Below are 15,076 nucleotides of genomic sequence, written 5' to 3' on the forward strand. Positions count from 1 at the left end.
ACCGCATTGCTCCTGTTAGCCCGGGCGCCGCCGCATCGGGCGGCGCCTGGCGCAGGCCTCTCAAGAAATGGCTACCGGGAAGATCGCCCCCAGGATCATCGCGCCGAGGATCGCTCCGCCGGTGATCGGTTTACCCCAGATATAGAACAGCAGCGCGCCGAGCAGCGAACCGATGCCGATCGGGATCGAGGCGGTCATCGCCGACAGGATGATCAACGGCCCGAGGAAACGGCCCGACGAGTTGCCCGCGCCCATCATCACGTCCGCCCCGTAGGTGGAGTTGCTCTGATTGATGGTGAATTTGCGCGCCAGAATGATCACGTAACCGATCGCCAGGCCGATGACCAGGCCGGTCACCAGCGAAGCGGCGAAGTTGGCGACCGGGAACACGATGCCGGCCCCCAGCAGCAGCGCCGGCACGCCCAGCCCGACGCCGGTCTGGATCGCACCGCCGATGTCCAGGATGCCCACCAGCGAGCCTTCGATGATGCGCGCGAACAGGAAGCTGGCGCCGAACGCCGCCACCGCGCCGTATACGCCGGTATCCATCCCCGCCCGCAGCATGGAAACGAACGCCACTTCGTTAAAGGCGCCGATGCCGTACAGGTAATACATGTGCGTCCCGGCGAACACGCCGGAGGACAGCAGGCCAACAAAAATCGGGAATGACCAGTCGGCGTACCAGAAGCCTTTTTGGGTTTGCTCTTCCATCATCCCGCTCCTTATTTACCGCTCAGGGTGTTGTGAATGGCGTCCAGCCAGCCCGGCACGCCGAGGCTGAAGGACTCGAGAACTTTCATGTCGAAGCCGCGGAAGAAGCCGCTCAGCACGAACAGCAGCACGATCACCGCCATCATGATCTTGGTGATCTTGTTCCAGCCGCTCTCTTCCACGCCTTTGCCGATCAGAATGCCCAGCACCAGGCCCGGCACGGCGTTGCCCATGATCAGCTGCGCCAGGCCGCCGAAGATGGTGCCCCAGAAGCCGGAACGGCGCCCGGCGTCGATCGCCGCCAGCCAGAAGATCACCGGCATCACGGTGTTCACCAGCAGGTTGGCCGCCGGCACCAGCACCTTGATCGCGGTGACCTGCAGCGCGGCCGGCACGGCGGAAGCGGTGGTATTGAGGAACGCCACCACCAGCATGCCAATGATGCCGCAGGCGATGGCCATTTTTTTCGGATCGTGCAGCGTTTGCGCCAGATTGCGGTTCTTGACCATCAGGGCCGCCGCGCCCCAGTGCGGGATGATGCGGTGGTCGACGTCCTGCGTGAAGGAACCCGCCGCCACGGAAGACGCCCAGGCGTTGAAGAAGAAGCCCAGACCGAATGAGAAGTGGGAAGCCGGATCGCCCTCGCAGGAATTCAGCTCGCCCAGGGTGCGAAACGCCCCCATGCCCTGTGTTGTCGGCGCGTGGAACATGCGTGCGGCGCCGGCCCCTACGCCGACCCCCACCAGCCCACCGATAATAATCGATTTAAATAAGATGATTAAAAACATCAGTATACCCTTTCATTTATGCTAACGTTTTTATTTCGTGACGAAGACAACCTTCTCGGTATTGATAATGGTTACGTTCACGGTTATTTCCAGAGAAACGGCATAACTCTTTCTTTCACGCGGCAAAAAGAAGAAAAGAAATTTCTCTTTAGTTATTTTCTCTTCCGCTCTCACGACGCTGACGTCCTGCGGCTCGATACGCAGCAGAATATTGTTGGTGGACTTTAATACCGCACCCTGCACATTAGCCAAGGCGGAAGCAAAAGCTTTCGCTTTGCTGTCGCCTTTACCCTCCACCTTTACCGATGTGGTATATTGCTCTTTCATTATGGATTGCCATGTTTTTTGATGTAGGCTTCCACCAATTTCTGGCCCAACTCTTCTTTATCCATAAAGCCGAAGCCCAGCACGTTGCAGCCTTCGTTAATTGCCGTCACGCCCTCTTCCACCGAACGCATGCCGTATTTGGCTTTGTAGCCGTGTTTGGTTTGCGCGGTAATCGCGCCGGCACCGCCGCTGCCGCAAAAAGAGATGCCCAGCTGCGCGTTTTCCGCTTTCATGACGTCACCCAGCTTCATATCCGCCGCCACGCCGGGGATAACCACCGCTTTTCCGCCTGCGTTTTCAACGCCCTGGCCGACTTTTTGCCCTTTACCCAAACGATCGCCGATCACTACGGTAATTTGACCCATGGTATATTCTCCTGATTGAAATCGATGCGTTAACCGCTATGCGTTATTATCTTTCGCCACTTCGAAGTGCACTGACAATAAATAGGCTTCTTCGATAGGCAATGTGCCAAACTGATTCACCACGCGCTCCGCCATTTGCATGGATTCGGCGGAGATTTCGTCGAACAACGATTTATCCACCTCCGGCAACGGCTCGCCGGTTATTGAACGCAGCACCATGGCGCGAATATGCGATTCCAGCATCTGTTGCTGCACCGCATTGGTATAAATATTTTCAGCATTCAGCATCGCGGCAATATCCGCCAACACCCGAGCGGTGATCTCACCGGCTGCGCTGACATCGGATTGTTCAATTTCTTTTATCGAAGCAGATCCATCATTCACTTTTCAGTACCCCTAGATCCCACATTAATCAGTAAGCCGTAAAGCGCATCACCTGAATAACCCGCTTTCTGTGATGTCTTTACCCTACCCCCGGTAGGATTTTCTGTGTAGACCGGTTTTTTCCAGTTCGAAGTGGAAATCGCATGACGCGCGGGGATCCATTTCGCAAAACGGCGCTGCGGTGAAAAAGTTAATGAGATAACAAATAGATAACCGGGCTAACCGTTTCTTTCGCCACAATTGACGATAAAAGCCTTCGTGATCGGGATCTCTTTCTTTTCTCGTCCCAACCGCCTACTATCAATGGGACAAATCGACATTACCCACACCCCCGCTCCTCTGGCGCGGGGGTGTTGCTTTGTGTTGTTTTTCCGAATTTATGGGTGCACAGACTGGCACCCTTTGATTTGACTGGAGAGTGGAATGACCAAACCCATCATTACTATTAATGAGCTGGATGCGGAACGCCTGGATGCGCTATTGGAACAACCGGCCTTTGCCAACACCGACGTCGCCGCCGCGCTGAACGACGAGTTGGATCGCGCGGAAATCCTGCCGCCGGAGAAAATGCCGGCCAACGTGGTGACCATGAACAGCCGCGTGCGTTTTCGCGATCTGCACACCGATGAAGAGCACGTGCGCACGCTGGTTTACCCGGCATCGCTGAAAGACAGCCACGATCAGCTGTCGGTGATGGCGCCGCTGGGCGCAGCGCTGCTCGGCATGCACGTCGGCAAGCAGATTTCCTGGCAATTGCCGAACGGTGAAGAAGCGCGGATTGAAGTGCTGGAGTTGCTGTACCAGCCGGAAGCGGCGGGCGAATACCACCGTTAAGCGGTTCTCAGGGCGGCATCCGGCCGCCCTTTCTGTTTCAGACGCAGATAGCGATCAGCACGGCGATCAGCAGCAGCACGTAGATTTTGGCATGCAGCGCATCGCTCACCTTAGGCAAACAGCGCCTGGCAAATACGATCCCCGCAATTCCCGCGGCCACCAGCACCCCCAGAATTTTCAGATTGACGTAGCCCAGATACTGCGGCCCGCTCATCTCGCGCCACCCCAACACGATATACATCAGCGCGCCGATCACCGCCACCGGGATCGACAGCGGGTTGGCGGCGCTGACGCAATACTTCATGTCGTAGCCATGGCGGCGCAGCAGCGGCACCGTCATCACGCTGCCGCCCACCCCCAGCAGGGTGGCGATGCCGCCGATCAGCGGCCCGCCGCCCCACAGCGTGGCGGGGGAAAGTTCGGCGCGCGCCGGTTTGATCAAAAAACCCCGGCGGAACAGACAGTCGGCGATGGTCACCGCCATATAGGCCACGAATAGCCCGCGGATCACGCCGTCCGCCAGCAGCGAGGAGGCGAACGCGCCCAGCGCCGCGCCAATGCCGATGAAAAAGATCAGCGGCACGATGGTTTCGCGCAGCAGGTTGCCGCTGCGCCAGTTGGTCAGCGTGGCGTAACTCGCGTTGAGGATCATCACCGCCGTCGAGGTCGCCACCGCGATATGCATCGCCTGGCCGGGCTGCTCGCCCGATGCGGAGATCAGGTGATAGACGAAGGGCACCACCACAAAGCCGCCGCCGAAGCCGAACAGAATGGTGGTGATGCCGGTCAGAAAACCGGCACCCAGTACAATCAAGGTTTCAATCATGGCCGTGCGCCCGCACGAAGTCGTCGAACCCGGCGCAGAACTGCCCCGCCAGCGGGTGGAAACGATCGCCGACGAACAGCCCCAGATACTGCTCGCGCACGGCGTCATGGTCCACCAGCTCAATGCCCGCCTGTTCCGCCTGCGCCAGCGTCTGCGCGTCCGGGAAGCCCCAATAGCGCGAATCGCCCTGCTTTTCCGCCGCTATCGCTTCGCTGTGCTCCGCCCGCATCAGCTGACGCGCCAGGAAGGAGCCACTCTGCACGCCCAACAGCATCATGTTTTCCAGGAACGACAGATCGTGACGCAGCTCGGCGGGCAGGCGGGCGATAACCGGACCGGCGTCCCAGTGCTCATCCATTTCATGCAGCGTTACCGCACAGTCCCTGTCACCGTTCATCAACGCGCGGAACAGCGTCATCACCCCGCGATAACGCGGCAAGTCCCCCGGATGCAGGTTCCACAGCAGCTTGCCGCGTCGGCTGAAGGCGCGCACATAGTCGGCGGAGAATTTCTGATAACAGCGCAGGGAGATCACCCCATCCATATGCCCCAGGCTGCTGATAAACGCGGCGTCATTGATGTCGAGAACGCGATGCGCTTTGACCCCGGCGGCGGCCAGGAACAGGGCCGGCGGCTGATAGGCCCCCTCGCAGGCGGCGGCGTTGCGGCCAACGAACGGGAACACGAAATCGTTAAGCACTTCGCGCTCATACAGCCCCAGGCGGCGAACCGCCGGCTCCTGCGTGCGCCCGGCGCTTTTCGCCAGGGGGAAATACACCGTAAAGGCACACTCGCCCTTCAGGGTGGCGATCAGATCCTGACACACCAGCCAGGAGAAAATGTCGTTGCCGACAAAGAGCGCTACGTTTTTCATGCTTCAGCCTTCTTTGCGTTGAAAATAGGGTTGTTGAACACGATCTTGCTGATATCTCGCGTGATGGACTCCATCGCCGAGGTGTAAAAAAGATCGCCCTTGGCAGGCGCACCGAGCGAGTAGAGATGCTGCTCGCGGCCGCGCCGGTCGGCGATTTTCAGCGTGTGCGGGTTGCACTTCACGCCGCCGAACAGGTTCTCTTGCACCAGCCCGTCTTGCAGCAGTTGCTGGCTCAGCCGGTTGGGCGGCAGTTGATAGGACGGCGTGGTGCAGTTGAACAGATACTGCGCATGCACCCGCGCCTCATGGCAACGAAGGATAAACCCGTCCGTTCCCTTGCTGATATCCGCCAGGCCGCCACAGGCGCGCAGGCGTTGGCTCTCCAGCGCCGCCACGATCTTGTTGGCGTTCTTGATCGGCATGGCGTGCCGATTGCGCATCCAGGAGGAGTTGTAAAAGCGCATGAAGACCTGCCGGTTGTTGGCATCCATCTTGACCCAGGCGGCGCACACCGCCGGGTGGATCGCCGCCAGATAGCTGCAGATATGCTCCCGGGCAAAACGCGCGCGATCGAGGCTTTCCGCCAGATCGCGGTAACAATCGCGCCTTTCCCCCAGCGCCGAGAGCACCGTCAACCGCTCCGGCCCCGGATAGTGGCGCGCCAGCGCGGCGTTGATCGCATGCACCAGCTGGTGCGCGTCAATGAAATCGCGGCCGGCGACAAAACGCCGAACCCCCTCCACAAACGCCTCCGGCGGCGGACGCATCAGCGCCGGCTGCACGCTGGGGAACAGGCCCGAGCGCGACAGGGCGCAGATGTCGGTCGCCCCCAGACGCTCCATCAGCTCAACGATGGCGTCAATCGCCGTCAGGCTGCAGCCGATCACGCCGATGCTCGAATAAGGGTTGATCGGCGGCAGATCCTGGTGGGCCTGATAAGCAATCACCCCATCCACCGGATAGAGACATTCCGGCGGGTTGTGCCCCGAACACAGCACCAGCGCGTTCATCTGTTCGGCGCCGCCACAGGTGGTGGTCAGCCGGTAGCCGGCCTCCAGCGGCGCGATGGTATTCACTTCGGCGGTCATGAAATTCAGCGCTACGTTGCTGTCCGCCGCCATATAAATCGTCATGTCGCGAATAAAATCGAGATATTCCCGATACAGCCAGCGCGGCGGATAACGATCCTGGCAAAATTGCGGGAAATGCATGGCGATCCAATCGACGAAGTGCGCATCGTCGAAAATATCCGCCGACATATTTTCCGGCGACATATTTAATATATGGCTGTCAAAATCGCTGCTGTATGCCATACCGCCCTTGAAGCCCTGCTTGTCGAACACCGTCAGGGAAAGCGGCCTTTTGCAATGATTAACCGACTTATTTTTTATAAAGTTATACGCAAAAGCGATCCCGGCGGCTCCGCCGCCAACCACACCGAACTTATACATGAAATATCACCTTATAGTCATTGAACTGCGCTAAGAACTATTGCTTCAGGTGTTGGAATAAAAAGACGCTTTATTCCTTATTAACTTCTTGTATTGCGAGAACGAAAATCTTCGTCCCACCCCGGTGTGAAAACTTGCACGGGCTATATGGCCGATAAAATAGCGGCGCCCCGAACAAGCGTTATTTTTCTGCTCCGATAGTAGGGCGACGGCCGTTGGCTTGCTTTATATGAAGGGCCAACTATCATTGCGTTTCGGCCAATCTGCCCGCCAAAGGGAACACATGCGCAACGTCCGCATTGATGACATCGACCACGTAACGCGCGCGGTGATCGCCATCGGCACCGATTATCCGCCGGGGCACCTGCTGCCGATGCACAGCCACCGGCGCGCGCAGTTGTTGTACGGCGCCACCGGCGTCATGCACGTTTTCACGCAGCAAGGCAATTGGGTCGTCCCGCCGCAGCACGCGGTGTGGCTGCCGCCGCAGATGCCGCACGCGGTGAGGATGGTCGGCGTCACCACCCGCAGCCTGTACCTCGAACCCGGCGCGTTGCCCGCCGAACGGCCGCAAGTGTGCCAGGTGGTCAGCGTCACTCCGCTGATGCGCCAGCTGTTGATGGCGGCGGTGGATATGCCGCTGGAGTATGAACAAGAAGGGCGCGACGGAGCGCTGGCGACGCTGTTGCTGCATGAGCTGGCTCGGCTGCAGCCCTTGCCCCTGCACATTCCGCTGCCCGCCGATCCCCGGCTGGGCGAGCTGTGCCGCGCCTTTTTGCAGCACCCCGATGCCCACGACTCCGCGCAGCGGTGGGCCCCTCGTCTGTACATGAGCATTCGCACCTTCAGCCGCTTCTTTCGCGCGCAGACCGGCCTACCGTTTTCGCAATGGCGCCAGCGCGCCTGCGTGGTGCTGGCGTTGGCGCTGCTGGCCGAAGGGCGCAGCGTAACGCAGGTGGCGATGGAGATGGGATATGACAGCAGCGCGGCGTTTTCAACCATGTTTCGCCGCGTGCTGGGGCAGGCGCCCTCCTCCTATCTGACGGAAGACGGGCGCGACGGTTGACGGTTTAGCGGAATTTCTTGTGGTTGGCGTCGCGGGTTTGCTTGAAGCCCTGCGCCAGCTGCTTCGCTTCGGCGACTTTGCCCTGGTTAGCCAGCGCCAGCGCCTGATCGATCTGGCCGATCAGAGTATCCAACCCGCTGCGGAAATCTTTCATCTCCGGGCTGTCGGCGGCTTTGTCTTCCAGCTTCGGCGGGGTGCCCTGTTTGGCGTCCTGCGCGGCGGCGCGCATGTTTTGCAGGCTCTGTTTGAGGGTGGCGGCGGAATCGGTATTCAGCACCGTTTTGTAGTTTTCCGCCAGGGTGTCCATATCGTCGCCCAGATCGGCGGCGACCGCCAGCGAGCTGGCCGCCAGCAGCGTCAACGCCGCCAGCGCTTTCAGGGTATTCTGCATGTTTGCTCACCTTCCAGTTATTGTTTTAATTAACCCACCGTTACCATAGGCAAGGCCGGGAAAAACCGAAACCGGAGATTTGTAAGCAAGGTTGAGACTGGATAACGCGCGACCGGCGGGCGCCGGCCGCGCCGCGGATCACTGACCGGCGATCTTCATTTCCGGCAGCAGCACCGAACCGCACTGGATATTGCTGCGGGTTTCGATATCGCTACCGACGCTGACGATGTTGCGCAGCATGTCTTTCAGGTTTCCGGCGATGGTGATCTCGCTGACCGGATATTGGATCTCGCCGTTTTCCACCCAGAAACCGGCGGCGCCGCGCGAGTAATCGCCGGTGACGCCGCTGACGCCCTGGCCCATCAGCTCGGTGACCACCAGGCCGGTGCCAAGCTGTTTCAGCATGCCGGCGAAGTCGGCGCCCTGCCCGGCAATGCGCCAGTTATGGATGCCGCCGGCATGGCCGGTGCTGTGCAGGCCCAGCTTGCGCGCCGAGTAGCTGGTCATCAGCCAGGTTTGCAGCACGCCGTCCTTGACGATATCGCGCCGCTGGGTGCGCACGCCCTCGCTGTCGAACGGCGTCGACGCCAGCCCTTTCAGCAGGTGCGGATGCTCTTCGACGGTCAACCACGCCGGCAGGATCTGCTTGCCGAGCGAGTCCAGCAGGAAGGTCGATTTGCGGTAAACGCTGCTGCCGCTGATGGCGCCCACCAGATGACCGAACAGCCCGGTGGCCACCTCGGAGGCGAACAGCACCGGCGCCTTCATGGTCGACAGTTTGCGCGGCGCGAGACGCGCCAGCGTGCGGCGGGCGCACTCCTGCCCCACCCACTCGGGGCTTTGCAGATCGCCCATCGCACGGCCGATGGTGTAAGCGTAATCCCGCTCCATATCGCCGTCCTGCTCAGCAATGACGCAGCTGGACAGCGAGTGGCGGCTGGAACAGTAGCTTTGCAGCATGCCGTGGCTGTTGCCGAACACCTTGATGCCGTAGTGGCTGTTGAAGCTGCCGCCTTCGGTGTTGGTGATGCGCTTATCCGCCGCCAGCGAAGCCTGCTCGGCGCGCGCCGCCAGCTCGATGCCGCGCTCGGCGTCCAGCTCGATCGGGTGGAACAGATCGAGATCCGGCGCCTCGAACGCCAGCAGATCTTTCTCCGCCGGGCCGGCGCAAGGATCCTCAGAGGTGTAGCGCGCGATATCCAGCGCCGCCTGTACGGTGCGGGCGATGGCGTCCGGGCTGAGATCGGTGGAAGAGGCGCTGCCTTTGCGCTGGCGGTGATACACGGTGATGCCCAGCGCGCCATCGCTGTTGAACTCGACGTTTTCCACCTCGCCGAAGCGGGTGCTGACGCTGATGCCGGTCGATTTGGTGACCGCGACTTCCGCCGCGTCGGAACCGGCGCGGGCCAGCTCCAGCGCCTGAGAGACGGCCTGTTCCAGCGCCTTGCGCTGTTCTGCAACTTGAGTGACTACTTTCATCAATCTGCCATAATTAATCAGAAAATCGTTGAGAAAAGTGCCGGAGCGGCGTAGTTGTGCACGCGGAGCGGCGCGCAAAAATCCTGAGATCTCTGCCGTTGAGTCTAACAGGAACCGCGTTGAATTTCGCATAAAGCCGAACGGCAAAGCCGGGATAACATGCAAAAGCCGTGCATCACTCGACGATCAGTTTTACCGACTTGCCAATATTCGCCATCATGTTGACCAACGCATCCAGCGTGAACTTCTCGGTTTTCTGATTCACCACGTCGGACACGCGCGGCCGGGAAGTGTGCAGATAACGCGCCGCCTCCTCCTGGCGATAACCTTCTTCCTCAATCCACGCGCTGATCTCACCCATCAGCTGTTTTTTCAGTGCGATAAGCTGCGCAATTTCCGCATTGGACTGCGCTTGCAATTGCCGAGCCTCGTCGGCGGAAAATCCCAGATCCGCAAACACATTGCCGCCTGCGGGCGTAACGTGGCGCGAATCGATATCAATCGGCTTGGTCATGACCTTTACTCCGCTCATTAATGACCGCGTCATAACGCGCTTTGATTATCTGAATATCGTGGCGGCTGGTTTTCTCCGCCTTCTTCTGAAAGCTGTGCAAGACATAGATCGCTTCGCTGAACTTTGCCACATAGACCATCCTGAATGCCCCACCGATGGCATATAAACGGATTTCGATAACGCCGCTTCCGCAGTTGGCCATCGGCTTCCAATTACCGGGTTCCAGACCTCTTTGCACTTTACTCAGTTCAAATCCTGCCGCTTTTCGCGCATCGATTGGGAAGGCCAGCAAATCCTCTAGCGATGAGCCACGCCAATCAATGGCTTTCTCGATGCCATCATCCATGAATATCACCTCCTTTTGTATAAAATTTTATACAGACAGGGTGATAAAAACAACCGTGCAAATTCCCAAGACGGGCAGCCAGGCGCGATAATCCCCCAACGTGGCAGCTATACTCAGTTTGCTCAAGGCACGCAATTGGCGGGTTGCCGGACAACCTGTTAGGATTAGCCTCTTTTTAACGGAGCCTACCATGAACAAACAGCCTGAAGACTGGCTCGACGATGTCCCGGAGAATGAAAACGAGGACGATGACGAGATTATCTGGGTCAGTAAAAGTGAGATTAAACGTGATGCCGAAGCGCTGAAAGACCTGGGGGCCGAAATGGTCGATCTGGGCAAAAACGCGCTGGATCGCATCCCGTTGGACGAAGATTTGCGCGCCGCCATCGAGCTGGCGCAGAAGATCAAGAAAGAGGGTCGTCGCCGTCAGCTGCAGCTGATCGGCAAGATGCTGCGCGCCCGCGATATCGAGCCGATCCAGACCGCGCTCGACAAGCTGAAAAACCGCCACAACCAGCAGGTTTCGCTGTTCCACAAGCTGGAAGCGCTGCGCGACCGTCTGGTGGAAGAAGGCGATGACGTGATTCCGTCGATCCTGGATCTGTATCCGGCCGCCGATCGCCAACAGCTGCGTTCACTGGTGCGCAACGCACAGAAAGAGAAGGCCGCCAACAAGCCGCCTAAGGCTTACCGCCAGATCTTCCAATACCTGCGCGAGCTGGCCGAAGCGGCCGACTAAGCGCCGCCGCCATCCCGGGATGAACCCGTTTCATCCCCGGTGATGGGCCGGTTCGCCGCTGCTTTCGCGGATATTGAAACGCAGGCTGCCTTCCAGCTCTTCTTCCGCCTCTTCAAACAGCAGAATGATCGCGCCGAAACGACGCTTGCTGCGGGCATTCAGGTGAGTGAACTCGATTTCCACCGGCAGGCCGATATCGCCGGTCACCACGTCCCACAGCGCGTCGAGGTTGGCGCCAAACCCCTCGTCCAGCGCAAACTTGTGCGCGAAATCGCGGTAGAAGGTCGGCACATCCTGGATCTGTTCGAAATCAAACTCTACTTTTGCCATCAAACTCACTCCACACGAATGAAGTTTTTGTAATGGTCGCGCGTGACAAAGATCAGACCGTCGCTCGAATACAGCAGGCGATCGGCGCCGCGCCGGCCACACTGATAATTGATGTCCGCTTCGCGCCAGACCCGGCCGCCGGCGCTCGGCAGTTGCCCTTCACGATTAGAGAACCGATCGCCGCCGATCGCCTTGCCCGGCAATACCGCACAGAGGTTGCCTGAACGCGGATCCCAGCCCTGCTCGCGCGCCTGCTTCTTGGTGACGTAATAGCCCGGCAGCCGCTGATGCTGCTGCAGGTAACTCACCACCGTTTGCTGCTGCGTGAGCCGATCGATGCTCTGCTGCTGCCCCGCCGGCGCCACCGCTGCGTTGCCGTCGATCGCACGGTGCTCGTTGCCGCGCAGCGCGCTGAAGACGGCGATGACCACGGCGATGACAATCGCCAACAGAATCCGCTTGTTCATGACATTCCCTGAAATTATGCCGCCGAAGGCGCCGCAGCGCCCCCAGGCTAGTTAGCTATATAGTCGACCTGGATGAAACTAAGATGACCGGCACGTCACATTTTCGCGGCGGTAAGAGTTTCATCCATTCATGACAATGATGCCACTTTCCAGCCGTTCTGGCACTCGGAGTCGCTCTGAAAACGGGCCGCCCCACATGAGACGGCCCGCCGTGCCAGGCGCTGCTTTCAGTATAGTCGGGGAAGGCGCCGCACAACGCGGCGCAACAGGCGGGAACGCATCAATCGATCAAGGCGTGGCGATAGCGATGCAGCATGTCGGCCAGGCGCTTCACCGGCCCGGTGACGCTGAGCGGCGCCTGATTGTCTACCAATTTTTGCTGGTACTCGTTCATTTCACCCAGCAAGCGATCGTAGTAATAGGCGCGCTTGACGTCGTTTTTGGCCGAGACCACCCGATCGGCGGTGCTGCGGATCTGGCGGTGGAAGGCCGACAGCTCTTCGCTGACCGGAATCTCCGCCCGCTGCATGCGCTGGTGGGCGATGATCAGATTCAGCGCCAGACGATACTTGGCGATGTCGTTCGGGAACATCATCAGCAGTTGGTTAAGCTGCTGATACAGCGCAGGCAGGTGGTTCTGCCGACGGCGCGCCGCCTTGGTGGTCAGCGCCGACACCGCGCTGCTGACGAACTGGTTGAGCAACGTGCGGCCGGTGCGTTCGCGCGAATTGTCGCGGATCAACAGCAGCACCATCAGCCCGACGCAGCTGCCGAGGAACTGGCCGAGCGCTCCGTCGAGAAACTGGGTGACGTTGAACTCCATCGGGTTGCTCAACACCAGAATGTTGATGGTCCCCGCCAGCAGCCCCAGCGAACCGAGCCGCCGCTTCTGCACCTCAATGCCGATGAAGAACGCCAGCAGGCCGAGGCTGAGACACAGCAGCAAAATGCTCTGCTGCGTCGCCGGCAGGATCACCATGAAGAACAGGGAGCCGACCGGGATCGCCGCCAGCATGCCCAGCACGAAATCCATCGCCACCATGCGCGGCGCCGGGGTGCGCATCGCCAGCGAGGTGATTACCGCAATGATCACCATAAAGCCGCTGCCGGACGTCCAGCCGGTCCACAGCCACAGCAGGCAGCCGAAGGCCGTGGCCACAAAGGTGCGCAGGCCGTTGATCATCGCATGATGCCCTTCCGCCGAGGTCGGCTTGACCACGGTTTCATTGCTCAACACGTCCTCTTCCACCGCGCTGATGCTGCCGTTGGTGTGTACGCCCTTCGACAGCAGCAGGTAGCGCGTTGCCGCGCCGACCCAGCCGGTGAGGGTCGGCAGCGTTTCTTCGGAGCGATGCGTGGTCAGCACCTGGCGCAACAGCTTCATGCGCCTGTGGATCTCCTGCGGGGTTTCCGCCGGCACCATCAGTTGCTCCCGCAGGCTCGCTTGCAGCGCATCCGGATGATTCACCAGGATCAGGTAGGTTTCGCAAGCCTGGGTAATCAGCGTCAGCGACAGGGTATGCAGCGCCTTCACCCGGCGATTGACCTTCTGCCAGCGCGAAGACTCCATCATCAGGTTGTTGCGCATGCCGTCCAGCGCCGTGGTGCTCTTCACCAGATTGCTCCAGGCGCGGTCGATGTCTTCTTTGTCGGCGTTGCTGATGCACATCTGCATCAGGCGATATTGATCCACCAGCAGCTGATCCACCGCCCGATCGATGTCCTGCTTGATCGAACGCGGCGAGAACAGCAGATCCGCCAATACGGCGCTGACGATGCCCAGCACGATCTCGCTGCAACGCTCGATGGCGAACTGCGGCGCTTCCAGCAGATGGGCCTCGCTGGTGGCGACCGTCACGATGATGATCAGCGCGGTATAGCCGGCCAGGCCCCAGGCGTAGGAGTTCTCGACCTTGATCAGTGAAGAGAGCCAGGTGCAGAAACCGGCCCAGATGCAGCACAACAGCAGCATCACCACCGGCGCGCGGGCGGTGGTGATGATAATGAGCAGGCCGACGAAGCAGCCGATAAAGGTGCCGATAATACGCAGCCAGCCGCGGTGGCGGATGGCGCCGGAGAAGGGTTCACCGCCGGCGGCAAAGGCCGGGCCGGCGGCGACGATGGCGGCGGTCATCGCCGACCAGCGCGGGGTTTCCAGATTGAGATGGAAGCCGACGAACAGCGCAAACACAATCGCGAAGCTGAGCTTGAAGGCGAATCTCAGCCGGATAAAGGTTGGGCTATTCATTAGCCGAACTCACGCAGCCGGTGCATCAGGCGCACAAAAGGCGAGCCGCTGTCGGCATTGCGATCGTTCTTGCCGACGATCACCACGGTGGCGGTGGTGCCGGCCGGGTACGGATGCTGTTGGTCCTTGGCGTCCAGCAGGATCTTCACCGGCACGCGCTGCGCCAGGCGCACCCACTCCAGGTTGCTGTCGATCGAGGCCAATCCTTTGTTGTTCACCGTGCTGCTGCTGTTGTTCACCGCCGCCGCCACGCTGTCGACGGTGCCGTGCATGATGCGGTTGCTGCCGAGCGGGGTGATCTCCGCGCGATCGCCCTTATTCAGGCCGTTCAGCTTGGTTTCTTCCAGATAGGCCAGGATGTAGAAGGAGTCTTTCTTCACCAGCGCCACCGCCACCGAACCGCGGGTGATGTATTCGCCGGCGTGTACGTTGAGGTTGGTGATCCAGCCATCGGCCGGAGCGCGCACCGTGGTGCGTTCCAGATCCAGCTGCGCCAGCTCACGCGTCGCCACGGCCTTCGCCAGTTGGTGTTGCACGGTCTGCAGCGAGTTGTTCGACTGGTCGATTTCTTCCTGCGACATCGCCTGCACGCCCAGCTTCACGCGGCGGCCGGCCTCGCGCCGCTTTTCCGCCGCCAGCGTCCGATAGTAAGCGACGTCGGCACTGGCTTCCGCCAGCGCCTGCTCATAGCGCGGCCGATCGACCACGAACAGCACCTGCCCTTTCTTCACCAATTGGTTATCCACCACCGGCACATCGGTCAGCAGGCCGCTGACGTCCGGCGCGATCGCCACCACGTCGGCGGTAAACTTGGCGTCACGCGTCCACGGCGACTCGGTGTAAAACACCCAGGCCTTGAATACCGCGACGATGCCCAGCAGCACAAGAATCAAAGTGATCGCGATTCGGGTTATTTTTATCGAAAAATTTTTCACA

Annotated in this window: 19 protein-coding genes; 3 read left to right on the forward strand and 16 right to left on the reverse strand. The window is 60.0% G+C overall.

From position 1 onward, the window contains the following. Positions 1-60: 60 nt before the first annotated feature. Genes ACJ8HB_RS22800 through ACJ8HB_RS22820 form a run of 5 tightly spaced genes read right to left on the reverse strand, consistent with a single transcriptional unit; the run spans position 61 to position 2,554 of the window. On the reverse strand, positions 61-711 hold the full coding sequence (locus ACJ8HB_RS22800; RefSeq protein ID WP_033636148.1) for a DUF4310 family protein: 651 nt from the start codon (positions 709-711) through the stop codon (positions 61-63). Positions 712-722: 11 nt separating this feature from the next. Continuing rightward, the gene (locus ACJ8HB_RS22805; RefSeq protein ID WP_004937006.1) at positions 723-1,499 is read right to left on the reverse strand and encodes a DUF4311 domain-containing protein; all 777 of its coding nucleotides are present in this window, start codon (positions 1,497-1,499) and stop codon (positions 723-725) included. A gap of 30 nt (positions 1,500-1,529) precedes the next feature. After that, positions 1,530-1,826 carry a DUF4312 family protein gene (locus ACJ8HB_RS22810; RefSeq protein ID WP_033636150.1) on the reverse strand — a complete coding sequence of 99 codons (297 nt, stop codon included), beginning with the start codon at positions 1,824-1,826 and terminating at the stop codon, positions 1,530-1,532. Then, a complete protein-coding gene (locus tag ACJ8HB_RS22815; RefSeq protein WP_033636151.1) occupies positions 1,826-2,191 on the reverse strand; it encodes a glycine-rich SFCGS family protein in 366 nt (121 codons plus the stop codon). Before ACJ8HB_RS22815 ends, ACJ8HB_RS22810 begins: the two co-directional genes overlap by 1 nt. A gap of 36 nt (positions 2,192-2,227) precedes the next feature. After that, positions 2,228-2,554, reverse strand: coding sequence for a glycine dehydrogenase (locus ACJ8HB_RS22820; RefSeq protein WP_089185451.1), 327 nt, complete (start codon positions 2,552-2,554; stop codon positions 2,228-2,230). Positions 2,555-2,998: 444 nt separating this feature from the next. Between ACJ8HB_RS22820 and rnk the strand changes: the two genes are divergently transcribed. Next, positions 2,999-3,409 carry a nucleoside diphosphate kinase regulator gene (rnk, locus tag ACJ8HB_RS22825; protein WP_004936993.1) on the forward strand — a complete coding sequence of 137 codons (411 nt, stop codon included), beginning with the start codon at positions 2,999-3,001 and terminating at the stop codon, positions 3,407-3,409. Between the two features lie 37 nt (positions 3,410-3,446). Here rnk and ACJ8HB_RS22830 read toward each other — a convergent pair whose 3' ends face one another. The 3 genes from ACJ8HB_RS22830 to ACJ8HB_RS22840 are packed head-to-tail and all read right to left on the reverse strand — an operon-like array spanning position 3,447 to position 6,560. After that, complete coding sequence (locus ACJ8HB_RS22830; RefSeq protein ID WP_047570414.1) at positions 3,447-4,235, reverse strand: sulfite exporter TauE/SafE family protein; 789 nt, start codon at positions 4,233-4,235, stop codon at positions 3,447-3,449. Beyond that, a complete protein-coding gene (locus ACJ8HB_RS22835) occupies positions 4,228-5,109 on the reverse strand; it encodes a formyltransferase family protein (RefSeq protein WP_033648989.1) in 882 nt (293 codons plus the stop codon). Before ACJ8HB_RS22835 ends, ACJ8HB_RS22830 begins: the two co-directional genes overlap by 8 nt. Further along, on the reverse strand, positions 5,106-6,560 hold the full coding sequence (locus tag ACJ8HB_RS22840) for an FAD/NAD(P)-binding protein (protein WP_047570413.1): 1,455 nt from the start codon (positions 6,558-6,560) through the stop codon (positions 5,106-5,108). Before ACJ8HB_RS22840 ends, ACJ8HB_RS22835 begins: the two co-directional genes overlap by 4 nt. Positions 6,561-6,843: 283 nt before the next feature. On the opposite strand from ACJ8HB_RS22840, the gene ACJ8HB_RS22845 reads away from it, so the two are divergent. Beyond that, positions 6,844-7,626, forward strand: a complete 783-nt coding sequence (locus ACJ8HB_RS22845) for an AraC family transcriptional regulator (protein ID WP_025304388.1) — start codon at positions 6,844-6,846, stop codon at positions 7,624-7,626. A 4-nt stretch (positions 7,627-7,630) separates the two neighbouring features. Here ACJ8HB_RS22845 and cybC read toward each other — a convergent pair whose 3' ends face one another. From cybC to ACJ8HB_RS22865, 4 genes are all read right to left on the reverse strand, one after another. Continuing rightward, the gene (cybC, locus tag ACJ8HB_RS22850) at positions 7,631-8,017 is read right to left on the reverse strand and encodes a cytochrome b562 (protein ID WP_015379185.1); all 387 of its coding nucleotides are present in this window, start codon (positions 8,015-8,017) and stop codon (positions 7,631-7,633) included. A gap of 138 nt (positions 8,018-8,155) precedes the next feature. Then, positions 8,156-9,496 (reverse strand): metalloprotease PmbA, encoded by a 1,341-nt coding sequence (pmbA, locus tag ACJ8HB_RS22855; protein WP_033648986.1) that lies wholly within the window; start codon positions 9,494-9,496, stop codon positions 8,156-8,158. A gap of 175 nt (positions 9,497-9,671) precedes the next feature. Then, entirely contained in the window at positions 9,672-10,010 is a 339-nt protein-coding gene (locus ACJ8HB_RS22860) for a helix-turn-helix domain-containing protein (protein ID WP_047570411.1), read from the reverse strand. Next, a complete protein-coding gene (locus ACJ8HB_RS22865) occupies positions 9,994-10,356 on the reverse strand; it encodes a type II toxin-antitoxin system RelE/ParE family toxin (RefSeq protein ID WP_047570409.1) in 363 nt (120 codons plus the stop codon). The genes ACJ8HB_RS22860 and ACJ8HB_RS22865 overlap by 17 nt, the downstream gene beginning before the upstream one ends. Before the next feature lie 190 nt (positions 10,357-10,546). Here ACJ8HB_RS22865 and yjgA point away from each other — a divergent pair, with 190 nt between their 5' ends. Further along, the gene (yjgA, locus tag ACJ8HB_RS22870) at positions 10,547-11,095 is read left to right on the forward strand and encodes a ribosome biogenesis factor YjgA (protein ID WP_004936968.1); all 549 of its coding nucleotides are present in this window, start codon (positions 10,547-10,549) and stop codon (positions 11,093-11,095) included. Positions 11,096-11,125: 30 nt separating this feature from the next. Here the strand turns inward: yjgA and ACJ8HB_RS22875 are convergent, their stop codons facing one another. From ACJ8HB_RS22875 to aaeA, 4 genes are all read right to left on the reverse strand, one after another. Next, positions 11,126-11,425 (reverse strand): barstar family protein, encoded by a 300-nt coding sequence (locus ACJ8HB_RS22875; RefSeq protein WP_004936963.1) that lies wholly within the window; start codon positions 11,423-11,425, stop codon positions 11,126-11,128. Between the two features lie 5 nt (positions 11,426-11,430). Then, the gene (locus ACJ8HB_RS22880; RefSeq protein WP_047570407.1) at positions 11,431-11,892 is read right to left on the reverse strand and encodes a ribonuclease; all 462 of its coding nucleotides are present in this window, start codon (positions 11,890-11,892) and stop codon (positions 11,431-11,433) included. A 280-nt stretch (positions 11,893-12,172) separates the two neighbouring features. After that, positions 12,173-14,140: a p-hydroxybenzoic acid efflux pump subunit AaeB gene (aaeB, locus tag ACJ8HB_RS22885; protein ID WP_047570405.1), complete on the reverse strand. Its 1,968-nt coding sequence runs from the start codon at positions 14,138-14,140 to the stop codon at positions 12,173-12,175. Beyond that, positions 14,140-15,075, reverse strand: a complete 936-nt coding sequence (gene aaeA, locus ACJ8HB_RS22890) for a p-hydroxybenzoic acid efflux pump subunit AaeA (protein WP_047570404.1) — start codon at positions 15,073-15,075, stop codon at positions 14,140-14,142. Before aaeA ends, aaeB begins: the two co-directional genes overlap by 1 nt. Position 15,076: the final 1 nt, after the last annotated feature.

It is taken from the genome of Serratia sp. CY27727 (genome assembly GCF_052169275.1).
Classification (GTDB): domain Bacteria; phylum Pseudomonadota; class Gammaproteobacteria; order Enterobacterales; family Enterobacteriaceae; genus Serratia; species Serratia sarumanii.

Bases quoted from the DNA above. Each gene is read 5' to 3' on its own strand.
- ACJ8HB_RS22800 (WP_033636148.1), bottom strand. From the start codon at position 711: ATGGAAGAGCAAACCCAAAAAGGCTTCTGGTACGCCGACTGGTCATTC.
- ACJ8HB_RS22805 (WP_004937006.1), bottom strand. From the start codon at position 1,499: ATGTTTTTAATCATCTTATTTAAATCGATTATTATCGGTGGGCTGGTG.
- ACJ8HB_RS22810 (WP_033636150.1), bottom strand. From the start codon at position 1,826: ATGAAAGAGCAATATACCACATCGGTAAAGGTGGAGGGTAAAGGCGAC.
- ACJ8HB_RS22815 (WP_033636151.1), bottom strand. From the start codon at position 2,191: ATGGGTCAAATTACCGTAGTGATCGGCGATCGTTTGGGTAAAGGGCAA.
- rnk (WP_004936993.1), top strand. From the start codon at position 2,999: ATGACCAAACCCATCATTACTATTAATGAGCTGGATGCGGAACGCCTG.
- ACJ8HB_RS22830 (WP_047570414.1), bottom strand. From the start codon at position 4,235: ATGATTGAAACCTTGATTGTACTGGGTGCCGGTTTTCTGACCGGCATC.
- ACJ8HB_RS22835 (WP_033648989.1), bottom strand. From the start codon at position 5,109: ATGAAAAACGTAGCGCTCTTTGTCGGCAACGACATTTTCTCCTGGCTG.
- ACJ8HB_RS22840 (WP_047570413.1), bottom strand. From the start codon at position 6,560: ATGTATAAGTTCGGTGTGGTTGGCGGCGGAGCCGCCGGGATCGCTTTT.
- ACJ8HB_RS22845 (WP_025304388.1), top strand. From the start codon at position 6,844: ATGCGCAACGTCCGCATTGATGACATCGACCACGTAACGCGCGCGGTG.
- cybC (WP_015379185.1), bottom strand. From the start codon at position 8,017: ATGCAGAATACCCTGAAAGCGCTGGCGGCGTTGACGCTGCTGGCGGCC.
- pmbA (WP_033648986.1), bottom strand. From the start codon at position 9,496: ATGAAAGTAGTCACTCAAGTTGCAGAACAGCGCAAGGCGCTGGAACAG.
- ACJ8HB_RS22860 (WP_047570411.1), bottom strand. From the start codon at position 10,010: ATGACCAAGCCGATTGATATCGATTCGCGCCACGTTACGCCCGCAGGC.
- ACJ8HB_RS22865 (WP_047570409.1), bottom strand. From the start codon at position 10,356: ATGGATGATGGCATCGAGAAAGCCATTGATTGGCGTGGCTCATCGCTA.
- yjgA (WP_004936968.1), top strand. From the start codon at position 10,547: ATGAACAAACAGCCTGAAGACTGGCTCGACGATGTCCCGGAGAATGAA.
- ACJ8HB_RS22875 (WP_004936963.1), bottom strand. From the start codon at position 11,425: ATGGCAAAAGTAGAGTTTGATTTCGAACAGATCCAGGATGTGCCGACC.
- ACJ8HB_RS22880 (WP_047570407.1), bottom strand. From the start codon at position 11,892: ATGAACAAGCGGATTCTGTTGGCGATTGTCATCGCCGTGGTCATCGCC.
- aaeB (WP_047570405.1), bottom strand. From the start codon at position 14,140: ATGAATAGCCCAACCTTTATCCGGCTGAGATTCGCCTTCAAGCTCAGC.